Source organism: Streptomyces sp. NPDC031554, assembly GCF_055580685.1.
Genome location: NZ_JBVIKX010000001.1, coordinates 1,256,978 through 1,268,862, shown reverse-complemented (window position 1 = coordinate 1,268,862; position 11,885 = coordinate 1,256,978). Strand labels below are relative to the sequence as shown.

Genomic DNA, 11,885 nt, shown 5'->3' with positions numbered 1-11,885 from the left:
AAACGCCCGGTCACATTCCGAACCCGGAAGCTAAGCCTTACAGCGCCGATGGTACTGCAGGGGGGACCCTGTGGGAGAGTAGGACGCCGCCGAACAATCATTCCGGGAGACCCCCGTGCCACTGGCACGGGGGTCTTCTGCGTTCACGGTGCTTTTCGCGTCCTAGGATCGACTCATGCGCTACGACCTGGTCGTCTTCGACAATGACGGTGTGCTCGTCGACAGTGAGTCGATCTCCAACCGACTGCTGGCCGCCCACCTCACGGAACTCGGGCACCCGACCTCGTACGAGGACTCCATCCGGGACTACATGGGGTCCGCCATGCACCGGATTCACGACCTGGTGCTGGAGCGGACCGGGCAGCGGTTGCCGGCGGACTTCGACGACGTCTTCCACGCCCGGGTGTTCGCCGCGTTCGAGCGGGAGTTGAAGCCCGTGGCCGGAGTGACCGACGTGCTGGAGAAGCTCGCCTCGGACGGGGTGCCGTACTGTGTCGCCTCCTCCGGGAGCCATGAGCGGATACGGGTGGGGCACCGGACGACCGGGCTGGACCGGTGGTTCGAGGACGCGCGGATCTTCAGTGCGCAGGACGTGGGCAAGGGCAAGCCGGCGCCGGACCTGTTCCTGTACGCGGCCGAGCGGATGGGGGTGGCGCCGCAGAGGTGCGTGGTCGTCGAGGACAGCCCGCTCGGGGTGCGGGCGGCCGTGGCGGCCGGGATGGACGTCTACGGGTTCACCGCGATGACGCCGGCCGCGAAGCTCGCCGGTGCCACCAGACTCTTCGCCGACATGGGGGAGTTGGCCGACCTGCTGAGGTGACCTCCGGCGGCACGGCTGCGGCAGAGCTGAGGGGAATTCATCTTTGGCTGGATCTACCCACGAGTACGCCGGGGCCCTACGCTCGCCGCCATGACAGAAGTGCTGCGGCGCGGCCGGGCCTCGTTGGCGTTCAGCTTCTTCGCCCAGGGCGTGGCCTTCGCGCTGCTCGTGACCCGGATCCCGGCCATCCAGGACCGGTACGGCGTCTCCGACGCGCTGCTGCCGGTCTTCCTCGCCGCCGTACCGATCCTGGCCGGGGCGGGGAGCGTGGCCACCGAGCGGCTGGTGAAGCGCATACCGCCCAGCCGGCTGCTGCGCTGGTCCCAGCCGGTCGTGCTGCTCGCGCTGCTCGGGGTGGGGGCCGGGGAGCGGATGGCCGGGCTGGGCGCCGCGCTCGCGCTGTTCGGGCTCGCCGTGGGAGCGCTGGACGCCTCGATGAACATGCTCGGGGTCAGCCTCCAGCGTGAGTACGGGCGGAGCATCATGCTCGGCTTCCACGCGGTGTACAGCCTCGGCGGCATCGTGGGGGCCTCACTGGCGTGGGCCGGGGCGCACTGGCATCTCGCGCTGTGGGTGTCGTACCTGCCGGTGGTGCTGGTGCTGCTGCCGGCGGTGCTGGTGGGGAGCCGGTGGTACGTCGACGCGGACGGCGGCGGGCGTGCGGCGGCCCCCGACGCGGACGGGGCGGAGCGGGGCGGGGGCGTCGTCTTCAAGGCGCTGCTGCCGTTGTGCCTGGTGATGACCTTCGCCTACATCGGGGACTCGACCGTGTCCAACTGGAGTGCGAAGTACCTCCAGGACGTGCTCGGTGGTTCCGAGCAGATGGCGACCGTCCCGTACAACGTCTACATGGTCACCACGCTGCTCGGGCGGGCCATCGGGGACCTCGGGGTACGGCGGTACGGGGCCGTGGTGGTCGTGCGGGTGGGCGCGTCGGTGGCGGCGGCGGGGTTCGCGGTGGTGGCCGTCGCGCCGGGGGCCTGGGCGGGGACGGGCGGGTTCACGCTGGTGGGGCTGGGGCTGTGCGTGCTGGTGCCGCAGACGTTCGCGGCGGCGGGGAGGCTGTTCCCCGGGGCCTCGGACGCGGCCGTCGCCCGGCTCAACGTCTTCAACTACGTCGGTTTCCTGGTCGGTTCGCCGTTGGTCGGGGCGCTGGGGGACGCGTGGAGCTACCGGGGGGCGATGGCTGTGCCGATGGTGTTGGTGCTGGTGACGTTCGGGTACGCCAGATCCTTCGCGCCTCGACTCGACCGATACGGTGGCGGACATGAGCGGCCGCGCACAGCTGATGTGGGACGAGGCAGTAACGGGGTATGACTTCGGCCCGGACCATCCGATGGATCCGGTACGGCTGGCCCTGACCCGGCGACTGGTCGGCGCCCTGGGGCTCGACCGGGAGGTGGAGATCGTCTCCGCCAAGCCCGCGGGGGAATCGACGCTGCGGCTCGTCCACCGGGAGGACTACATCCAGGCCGTGAAGGCCGCCTCCGCCGATCCGCGGGCGGCGGACGTGGCGTACGGGCTCGGCACGGTGGACGACCCCGCCTTCGCCGGGATGCACGAGGTCTCCTCGTTGATCGCCGGGCTGTCGGTGGGGGCGGCGGAGGCGGTGTGGCGGGGGGACGCGCTGCACGCGGTGAACTTCACGGGCGGGCTGCACCACGCCATGCCCGGGGGCGCGGCGGGGTTCTGCGTCTACAACGACGCCTCGTTGGCCATCGCGCGGTTGCTGGAGCTGGGGGCCGGGCGGGTCGCGTACGTGGATGTCGACGTGCACCACGGGGACGGTGTGCAGGCGGCCTTCTGGGAGGACCCGCGGGTGCTGACGATCTCGCTGCACGAGCATCCCCGGACCCTGTTCCCGCAGACCGGGTGGCCGGAGGAGACCGGGGCGGGGGACGGGGAGGGGGCCGCGGTGAACGTGGCCCTGCCGGCGGGGACGGGCGACGCGGGGTGGCTGCGGGCGTTCCACGCCGTGGTGCCGGAGCTGGTCGCCGACTTCCGGCCGGACGTGCTGGTCACCCAGCACGGGGCGGACACGCACTTCGAGGATCCGTTGGCGCATCTGGCGGTCTCCCTGGACGCGCAGCGGGCCGTGCAGGTCGCCTGTCACGAGCTGGCGCACGAGTACGCCGGGGGGAAGTGGGTCGCGCTGGGGGGCGGTGGCTACGCGGTGGTGGAGGTGGTGCCGCGGTCGTGGACGCATCTGGTGGGGATCGCGGCGGGGCGGCCCGTGGTGCCGGAGACGGTGATCCCCGAGGGGTGGCGGCAGGAGGTGTTCGCCCGTACGCGGCAGTTGGGGCCGATGCGGATGACCGACGGGCGGTGGCCGGTGTCCTGGGAGGACTGGGAAGCGGGGTACGACCCCGCGGACCGGTTGGACCAGGCGGTGCTGGCGACCCGGCGGGCGGCGTTTCCGCTGCGGGGGTTGCTGGCGTAGGGGGCGGGGTGCGGGGAGTTCGTCCGCGCCGCCCCTACCCGTCCCGTCCGTCCCCAGGGGCTCCGCCCCTTCGCCCCCCAGGGGCTCCTCCCCTGTACCCGAGCGGGGCACCCCTGCGGGGACTGCGTCCCCTGTACCCCTGCGGGGCCGTACTCCGTGTCTCTGGGGCGGATCCGTTCCTGAGGCCGGGCGGGGCCCGGGTTCCGCGGGGATCCGGGCCTTCGCGGGGCAGGGGGCGCCGTGTTCTCGCGAGGGTTCGGGGACGGGGCGGCGCTTACGCCGACCGTGGGGGCTTGGGGGGTTCGGGTGGTGGGGCAGGGGGGTGTCCGGGAGGATCTCAGGGTGTTGAGCCGGGGCGGTATGGCGGAGTATCTGGTTCGGGCGGGGCTGGCGGGGGTGGTGGGGACCGAGCGGGAGGGGAGTCTTCGGCGGTACCGGGCGTTCGCGGCCCGGGATCCCCGGGTGTTGATCGGGATCGACCCCGAGGGGGTCTGGTCGGAGCGGGAGGTGATCGCGCTCATGGCGGAGAAGTGTGGGGTTTCGGCCGATCCGGAGCACACTTCAGGGCATGATGTGATCGATCCCGGACTGACGCTTCTCGCGCTGGACGCCTTCGCCGGGCGGCTCGCCGTGGTCGCCCAGCGTGGTGGGACCGTGCTGCTCGGGACCGGGCATCCGCACCGGCTGCTCGGGTTCTACGCAGGGATCGCAGACGCCCTGTCGGCGGCGGGATGTGTTGTCCTCACCCCGGCGCAGGGTCGCTGTGTCGACATAACGACCCGGTTCGGTCTACGCACGCTCCGCCTCACCTACGTACGCGGTGTCGGGCTGGTGCGGGAACCCGGAGCCGGGCGCCCCGGTGGTGCGACCGGCGCGCACACGCACTCACCCCTCCCGGTTCGACTGGCGCTGGCGGCGGCCGCGGAGGCCGGCGGACGGCTGCCGGACCTGGTGATCGGGGACCACGGCTGGGTCTGCGGAGCAGGTCAGCTGGGGTTCGAGGCGATCGGCCCGGCGGACACCGACGATCCCGCGATCTTCGTCGGACAGGCCGAGGGAGCCGTCTCCGTGGCCGTTCCACTTGATGACGGCGCGCGCGCCGGCTCCTACGTGCCACTCACCCGTTACGTGCTCGATCGGGCCCGTCTGTCACGGTAGGCCGCCGACGGGTGCACCTCTTCCCCACTCGCATCACCCGCCCCTACATTGGGGAGTGAGCACGCAACGACGAAGAGTCACCGGAAGGGGAAGCCGGTGGCCGTCGAGTCGAGTGCGGAAGGTTCAGGTGTGTCATGGCTGCAGCTGGCGAGAGGCCTCTGAACGAGGTTCAGTTCCTTACCGTGGCGGAAGTCGCCTCGGTGATGCGAGTGTCGAAGATGACCGTGTACCGGCTGGTGCACAGCGGTCATCTGCCCGCGATCCGGGTCGGAAGGTCCTTCCGCGTCCCGGAGCAAGCGGTTCACGAGTACCTCCGCGAGAGCTACGTGGGGGTGGAAACCGCCTGACGGCAGGGCGGGGGGATCCGTGCCGCAGGCCACTCCGGGGTCCCTCCGCCGCCTCGATTACGACCTCAGCGCTCGGGCGGGTAGGCTAGCCCCTCGTAGGTCGTATGGGCCCATGGCGCCCAGCACCGAGTGATGAGAAGTGAGCGAGGGTAGTCGTGGGCTCTGTTATCAAGAAGCGGCGCAAGCGGATGGCCAAGAAGAAGCACCGCAAGCTGCTCAAGCGCACGCGCGTTCAGCGTCGTAACAAGAAGTAAGTTCGCTCGACGCGAGCCGCGAAAGCGTGGTGTGGCCCCCCGGCCCGTAACCGGCCGGGGGGCCACACGCATGTCCGCCTCCTGTGCGGCGGGCCGACCCCCGTGCGTGTGCCCGGACGGGAGCGTGGCCGATCCGGTCGTACGGCCGGCCGGCGTCGTCACATGGCGCATCAGGGGGTCATCACAGCGCAACACCGACCCGCTAAGTTGGCCCGCAGCGGGGAACCCGGCAAGGTGGGCGACGCGGCAGGGCAGGACGGGACCTAGTGCGGAGGGAAGGCGCTGATCTTGGGCAAGGTCGTGCTGGTGACCGGAGTGGCCCGTCAGCTGGGGGGCCGGTTCGTGCGGCGGATCCAGCGTGACCCGGACGTGGACCGGGTGATCGCGGTGGACGCCGTGCGGCCCGGACACCATCTCGGCGGCGCGGACTTCATCGAGGCCGACATCCGGCAGTCCACCATCGCGCGGGTCCTCGCCGAGACCGGCGCCGACACGGTCGTGCACCTGGACGTGACGGCCACCGCGCTCGGCAGCGGGAGCCGGACCACGGTCAAGGAGACCAACGTCATCGGGACGATGCAGCTGCTCGGTGCCTGCCAGAAGTCGCCGAACGTGAAGCGGCTCGTGGTGAAGTCCAGTACCAACGTGTACGGCTCCGCGTCCCGCGATCCCGCCGTGTTCACCGAGACCACCGCGGCCAAGTCGCTGCCCAGCGGCGGGTTCGCCAAGGACACCGTGGAGGTCGAGGGGTACGTCCGCGGGTTCGCCCGGCGGCGGCCCGACGTCGCCGTGTGCGTGCTGCGGTTCGCCAACATCCTCGGCCCGACCGCGGAGACCCCGCTCGCCGCGTACTTCTCGCTGCCGGTCCTGCCGACCGTGTTCGGCTACGACCCGCGGCTGCAGTTCGTGCACGAGGACGACGTGATCGAGGTGCTGCGGATCGGCTCGCACGAACCCCGGCGGGGGACGCTCAACAGCGGCACCTTCAACATCGCCGGCGACGGCGTGCTGCTGCTGTCGCAGTGCTCGCGGCGGCTGGGCCGGCCCACCGTCCCGCTCCTGCTGCCGGCCGTCACCTGGGCGGGCACCCTGGTGCGTACGCTGGGCGTGACGGACTTCTCGCCCGAGCAGATCCGGCTGCTCACGCACGGCAGGGTCGTGTCGACCGACCAGATGCGCGAGACGCTGGGATTCACACCGAGGTACACCACCGCGGAGACCTTCGAGGACTTCGCACACAGTCAGGGGCCGGGTCTCCTGCCCCCCGAGGCCCTCGCCGGGGTCGTCGACCGGATCGCCGCGCTGCCCCGCGCGGGTGGCGGCCACCTCCCGACGCGGGGCGCCAACTGAGGAGCGCATCAACGATGGCGGACGCCAAGGTCATTCCGTTCGACGACGACCGGTCCCGCGGGGGTGCCGTGCAGCGGCCGGCGCGGCGCCGGGGCGCGGGGAACCGGCGCGGGAACGGCGAACCGGCACCGGTCCGTGAGATCGGTGAGGCCGCCGGCGCCGGTGAGCTCCAGGCCCTGCCCGCCAGGGCCGTTCCGCAGGAGGATGTCCCCGTGACCGGTGAGGAGAAGCCGTCGCGGCCGGACGGCGACGACGGCGACACCGGCGGCGGTCTGGAGCGGCGGATCGCCGGCGGGCTGTCCTTCCTGCGCCGCCGGCTGACCGGTGACTACGAGGTCGACGACTTCGGTTACGACCAGGAGCTGACCGACCAGGTCCTGATGTCGATGCTGCGCCCGCTGTACGAGAAGTACTTCCGGGTGGAGGTGAAGGGCATCGAGAACATCCCGGCGGACGGCGGTGCGCTGATCGTCGCCAACCACTCCGGGACGCTGCCGCTGGACGGGCTGATGATGCAGGTCGCCGTCCACGACCGGCACCCGGCCGGCCGTCATCTGCGGCTGCTCGCCGCCGACCTGGTGTTCGTCCTGCCGGTCGTCAACGAGCTGGCCCGCAAGCTCGGGCACACCCTGGCGTGCTCGGAGGACGCCGAACGGCTCCTGGCGCAGGGCGAGCTGGTCGGGGTGATGCCGGAGGGCTTCAAGGGCATCGGGAAGCCCTTCGGCGAGCGCTACAAGCTCCAGCGGTTCGGCCGGGGCGGCTTCGTGTCGACGGCGCTGCGGCAGGGCGCCCCGATCATCCCCTGCTCGATCGTCGGGGCCGAGGAGATCTACCCCATGATCGGCAACGCCAGGACGCTCGCCCGTGTCCTCGGCTTCCCGTACTTCCCGCTCACCCCGACGTTCCCCTGGCTCGGTCCGCTCGGCGCGATCCCGCTGCCCACGAAGTGGACGATCCAGTTCGGCGAGCCGATCCCCACGGACGGCTATCCGCCGGAGGCGGCCGAGGACCCGATGCTGATGTTCAACCTGACGGACCAGGTCAGGGAGCAGATCCAGCACACGCTCTACAAACTGCTGGTGCAGCGGCGGTCGGTGTTCTTCTGAGCTTTCGGGCTGCTCCGGGTCTTCGATGTTCTCCGGGTCTTCGGCGCGGCCCGGCCCTCGGCGTCGTCCGGGCCGGACGCGGGCACGGCCACGGCGGTGGGGGCGGCCTTCCTCCGAAGGTCGCCCCCACCGCCGTACCGGCCCGTGCGGAGGGCGCTAGCCCGCGTCCTTGCTGTCGATGCCCAGGCCCGGCAGGAGGCCGGGGAGGAGGGGCGGCAGGGTGACGTCCGGCTCGGGGGCGGGCGTCACGGGCGGGGACGAGGTGCCGGTGGCCTGCGGCGGGTCGAGCAGACCGCCCGTGTCGCCGCCGAGCAGGCCGCCCTCGTCGGGGTCGGCCGACGCGCTGGGGGCGCCGCTCTCGGAGCTGCCGGTGGCCGGGGAGCCGCCGTCCGCGCCGGGCGTGGCCGGGCTGCCGGTGCCCGTCGGGCCGGGGGACGTCGGACCGGCGCCCCGACCGCCGCCCCGGCCGCTGTCCGGGGCCGGGGGCTCGGGCAGCAGGGAGCGCAGCGGGGCGACCTCTTCGTCTATGGCGTCGAAGACCGACGACACCTGCCGGCTGACGTCCCCGAGCTGGACGGGGAGCCGGTCGCGCAGGGCGCCCCAGACCTCGCGGTGCGCGTGCGAGAAGGTGGACAGGGCCTGGATGGGGCCGAGGGAGTCCGGGTCGCGCTCGTACGCCTCGTGGAGCAGGCGGTGCCCCTCGGCGGCGTCGTAGCGCATGCCGGACAGGGCACGGCGGATCTCGCCGACGGACTCGTGGTCGAGCCGGGCGTCGCCGCGTCCGCGCTCCATGAGCCGGCGGGCCTCGCTGAGCCGGGTGGCGGCCTGGTCGAGATAGGCCTGGCCGCGTTCGCTCTCGCCCTCGGCGAGGTAGTTGAGCTTGAAATCCTCTATGCCGCGCTTCAGGCCGTAGAGCGAGTCACCGGGGAGGGCGTCGGAACTCGCGGCCGCGACCCCGCCGAAGGCGCCGGCGGCCACTCCGATGCTCAGGCCGCCCGCGGTGAGGCTCTTGGCGAGCCGTGTCCGCGGACGGAACTTGCCCAGCGGCGTCGCCCTGTGGGTACCCCGCGCCCGGGCGGTGCGTTGTTCCGGGACCGAACGGTCCGCCGCCTCGCCCAGGGTGCCCGCCTGCAGCATGGCCTCCATCGCGGCGACCAACTGCGCCCGCTGGACGACCTTGACCTCGGGGTCCATCTCCGGTCTGGGCAGTTCGGCGAGACTCGTCGCGAGGGCCAGGATCCGGCCCTGCTCGGTCTGGCCCGCGACTGCCGGGGCCGGTGGTGGTCCTTCGGTCTGCTCGGCCGCCGTGCCCCGGTCGGACTGCTCCTCCAGGGCCTGGGCGAAGGCGTTCGCCCGCCGGTGCGCCGATACGTTCGCGATCACTGGCGGCACCTCCTCTCGTCATGACGGTCGGCTCCCGGGGGGCCCTGAGGGGTGCGCGCCCCCGACCGCTTGTACGCGAACGGGTGATCGGGGCCGGCCAGGACGTGACCACAGGGAGCCTGTATCCCGCACAACGACTGGCGCGGCACTTGGGTTACGGACGGCGGATGATCGGATGGGGAAGTCAACGGACTTTCACCGAACGTGAGTTGAGGTCGCCGACAGTGAGCGGGGGCGGGTGGGGCGGTCGGGCCGGGCACCGGGTCAGCGGGTGTCGTCCGGCAGGAGGCGGGCGAGCGTGCGGACGGCCCGGTACTGGAGGGTCTTGATGGCACCTTCGTTCTTGCCCATGACCCGCGCGGTCTCGGCGACGGAGAGGCCCTGGAGGAAGCGCAGGGTCACGCACTCCTGCTGCTGCGGGTTGAGCCGTCGTACGGCGTCCAGCAGGGCGGCGTTGGAGAGGGACTCGAGGACGGAGTCCTCCGGGGAGCGCGCGACCTCGTTGGCGTCGAGCATCTCGCCGGTGGTGACCTCCAGCCGGAAGCGGCTGGACTTGAAGTGGTCGGCGACGAGGTTGCGGGCGATGGTGACGAGCCAGGCGCCGAAGTCGCGGCCCTGCCAGGTGAAGGTGCCGATCCGGCGCAGGGCGCGCAGGAAGGTCTCGCTGGTCAGGTCCTCGGCGGTGGCCTTGCTGCCCACGCGGTAGTAGATGTACCGGTACACCGTGTCGCTGTACTGGTCGTAGAGCCGCCCGAACGCGTCGGCCTCGCCGGCCTGGGCCCGCTCGACGAGGTCCATCATGCGGGCGCTGTCGCTGTCGGCGGCCGGCCGACGGGCGGTGGTCGTGCCGGCCGCGCGTCCGCGTCTGCCGGCAGGCCGTCCGTCGCCCGACCGCCGCCCCTCTGCGACAGCGGCGCGCGCCGGCACCTGCTCGAGGCCGTCGGCCAGTGCGTAGCACGGGCCGACGGGTGCGGTGGCGGCGAAGGCGGGGACGGCGTACGCGGTGGGGACGAAGCCGCGCAACAGATCTTGGACCGTAGCGACCGTTGCGCGCAGCGTAGCCAGGCCCGAGGCGTCAACCCCGACGTGTGGGTACACGGGACTCCCAGAGGCAGAGCTTCCATCACGTGCAGTGCGGAACCTTTCACCCGTCGTGGCGACGGAGGGGCACCGGAATGCGTCTGAGGAGAATAACGCTTCGTGCAGGCTCTGCTACGCCCAGTTGCTCAATTCACCGGTTACGTCACTTCCGTAGCCTGTTGACGCCCGTTCGAGTAGCGCAGGGTGAACGTTTGTTGACCGGAAAGGTTCGTCTTTCCGGTCGGACGGGGGCGGGTCGTGGCGGTGTGCGGACAACGGGACCGGCCGGGGACGTGCGGGGGTGAGACCGTCGGATCGGCCGCTTCTCGCCGCGGCCGTCCGTCCGGGTGAGTGCCGTGACCGTGAGGGGACGGTCGGCTACCGGCTACCGGTCGGCGGTCGGAGGTCAGCGGCGGCGGCGGTGCAGTGCGATGGCCGCCGCGGTGCCGCCCGCCACCGCGCCCACACCCGCCGCCGCCGGGATGCCGACCTTCGCCGCCTTGCGGCCCGTGCGGTAGTCGCGCAGCCGCCAGTCGAGTTCGCGGGCGTGCCGGCGGAGCTTGGCGTCGGGGTTGATCGCGTAGGGATGGCCGACGAGGGAGAGCATCGGGATGTCGTTGTGGGAGTCGCTGTAGGCGGCGCAGCGCGAGAGGTCCAGGCCCTCCGCCGCGGCCAGGGCGCGCACCGCCTCGGCCTTCGCGGGGCCGTGCAGCGGTTCGCCGACGAGCTTGCCCGTGTAGATGCCGTCGACGGACTCGGCGACCGTGCCGAGGGCGCCGGTGAGGCCGAGGCGGCGGGCGATCACCTGGGCGATCTCCACGGGGGCCGCGGTGACCAGCCACACCCGCTGGCCCGCGTCCAGGTGGGCCTGGGCGAGGGCGCGGGTGCCGGGCCAGATCCGCTCGGCCATGTACTCGTCGTAGATCTCCTCGCCGATCGACTGCAGCTCGGAGACCCGGTGGCCCTTGACGATCGACAGGGCCGAGTCGCGGGCCTCCTGCATGTGCTCCGGGTCCTCGACGCCGGCCAGCCGGAACCACGCCTGCTGCCAGGCGAACCGGGCCAGGTCGCGGGTCTCGAAGAACTTCCGCTTGTACAGGCCCCGGCCGAAGTGGAAGAGGGCGGCGCCCTGCATCACCGTGTTGTCGAGGTCGAAGAACGCGGCGGCCAGGTCGTCGCCCTGCACGGGGAACTGCGGTTCCTGGGCCGAGACGTCCTTGCGGGCGGCCTCCGCCGAGGCCTCGCCTGCCAACACGCTCCGCGCCGTGGCGGAGCGCCTACGGGGGGTGAGCCATCCAAGAGCGGCCATGGCGTGAGCATAGCCATTCCGCGCGGTGGTTCCGTCGGTCGCGGGGCGGGAGGGGGTGAACGGTGCGCAGCCGTGTCGTCGAGGACGGCGTGCGGACGCCCGTGCGGGGCGCGCGGGACAATGGCGGGCATGAGTCCCCTCTTCCGCCGCAAGGGCCCCGCTCCGCGGGACCGGCTCGTGACGTTGATCGGAAAGCCCGGATGCCATCTGTGCGACGACGCCCAGGAGGTGATCGAGAAGGTGTGCGGTGATCTCGGCGTGCCGTGGGAGAAGCGGGACATCACCGAGGACCCGCGGCTGCACGAGCAGTACTGGGAGCAGGTCCCGGTCGTCCTCGTGGACGGACGGCAGCACACCTTCTGGCGCGTGGACGGGGAACGGTTGCGCGCGGAACTCACAGGGAACTGACCGGGCAGTCCAAGTATGGCGAAAAGTCGCTTAGGATCGATGGTGACCAGATCTCGGGGGCGGGATTCGTGAGGAGAGTGTGCGGTTTTGCCCCCGAAAATCAAGGAACGCGCGCGGCTTCGCACCGGTTCCCCGCGAAGGCGCCGGGGGCGCGTGACCCCGGTCACGTTCGCCGGGCAAATCGGACATCATCTTTGTGCACGCGTTCACAAAGACATAGCCTGCAGTCG

12 protein-coding genes and 1 rRNA gene are annotated in these 11,885 nt (G+C 71.8%); 10 read left to right on the top strand and 3 right to left on the bottom strand.

Annotated elements, in window-relative coordinates; translation table 11 throughout:
• From rrf to ACZ5FU_RS05645, 9 genes are all read left to right on the top strand, one after another.
• Positions 1-95: ribosomal RNA gene (gene rrf, locus ACZ5FU_RS05685) — 5S ribosomal RNA — on the top strand; the annotation flags it as partial.
• A gap of 80 nt (positions 96-175) precedes the next feature.
• A complete protein-coding gene (locus ACZ5FU_RS05680) occupies positions 176-820 on the top strand; it encodes an HAD family hydrolase (protein ID WP_451777521.1) in 645 nt (214 codons plus the stop codon).
• A gap of 90 nt (positions 821-910) precedes the next feature.
• A complete protein-coding gene (locus ACZ5FU_RS05675) occupies positions 911-2,137 on the top strand; it encodes an MFS transporter (protein ID WP_468833843.1) in 1,227 nt (408 codons plus the stop codon).
• A complete protein-coding gene (locus tag ACZ5FU_RS05670; protein ID WP_451530949.1) occupies positions 2,088-3,260 on the top strand; it encodes an acetoin utilization protein AcuC in 1,173 nt (390 codons plus the stop codon). Before ACZ5FU_RS05675 ends, ACZ5FU_RS05670 begins: the two co-directional genes overlap by 50 nt.
• Before the next feature lie 360 nt (positions 3,261-3,620).
• The gene (locus tag ACZ5FU_RS05665; RefSeq protein WP_469044743.1) at positions 3,621-4,418 is read left to right on the top strand and encodes a phosphatase; all 798 of its coding nucleotides are present in this window, start codon (positions 3,621-3,623) and stop codon (positions 4,416-4,418) included.
• A 134-nt stretch (positions 4,419-4,552) separates the two neighbouring features.
• A complete protein-coding gene (locus ACZ5FU_RS05660; protein ID WP_004984898.1) occupies positions 4,553-4,765 on the top strand; it encodes a helix-turn-helix domain-containing protein in 213 nt (70 codons plus the stop codon).
• A gap of 155 nt (positions 4,766-4,920) precedes the next feature.
• Positions 4,921-5,019, top strand: a complete 99-nt coding sequence (locus ACZ5FU_RS05655) for a 30S ribosomal protein bS22 (RefSeq protein ID WP_003948845.1) — start codon at positions 4,921-4,923, stop codon at positions 5,017-5,019.
• Positions 5,020-5,307: 288 nt separating this feature from the next.
• Positions 5,308-6,369, top strand: coding sequence for an NAD-dependent epimerase/dehydratase family protein (locus tag ACZ5FU_RS05650; RefSeq protein WP_451530950.1), 1,062 nt, complete (start codon positions 5,308-5,310; stop codon positions 6,367-6,369).
• Positions 6,370-6,383: 14 nt separating this feature from the next.
• Entirely contained in the window at positions 6,384-7,475 is a 1,092-nt protein-coding gene (locus ACZ5FU_RS05645) for a lysophospholipid acyltransferase family protein (RefSeq protein WP_451530951.1), read from the top strand.
• A 156-nt stretch (positions 7,476-7,631) separates the two neighbouring features.
• Here ACZ5FU_RS05645 and ACZ5FU_RS05640 read toward each other — a convergent pair whose 3' ends face one another.
• The 3 genes from ACZ5FU_RS05640 to ACZ5FU_RS05630 all read right to left on the bottom strand — a co-directional run bounded on the left by ACZ5FU_RS05640 (position 7,632) and on the right by ACZ5FU_RS05630 (position 11,247).
• Positions 7,632-8,858 (bottom strand): DUF5667 domain-containing protein, encoded by a 1,227-nt coding sequence (locus ACZ5FU_RS05640; protein ID WP_468643255.1) that lies wholly within the window; start codon positions 8,856-8,858, stop codon positions 7,632-7,634.
• Positions 8,859-9,122: 264 nt separating this feature from the next.
• Complete coding sequence (locus tag ACZ5FU_RS05635) at positions 9,123-9,956, bottom strand: ECF subfamily RNA polymerase sigma factor, BldN family (protein WP_451777527.1); 834 nt, start codon at positions 9,954-9,956, stop codon at positions 9,123-9,125.
• Between the two features lie 388 nt (positions 9,957-10,344).
• Positions 10,345-11,247 carry an HAD family hydrolase gene (locus ACZ5FU_RS05630; RefSeq protein ID WP_392248135.1) on the bottom strand — a complete coding sequence of 301 codons (903 nt, stop codon included), beginning with the start codon at positions 11,245-11,247 and terminating at the stop codon, positions 10,345-10,347.
• A gap of 120 nt (positions 11,248-11,367) precedes the next feature.
• On the opposite strand from ACZ5FU_RS05630, the gene ACZ5FU_RS05625 reads away from it, so the two are divergent.
• Positions 11,368-11,655: a glutaredoxin family protein gene (locus tag ACZ5FU_RS05625; RefSeq protein WP_451777530.1), complete on the top strand. Its 288-nt coding sequence runs from the start codon at positions 11,368-11,370 to the stop codon at positions 11,653-11,655.
• Positions 11,656-11,885 lie beyond the last annotated feature (230 nt).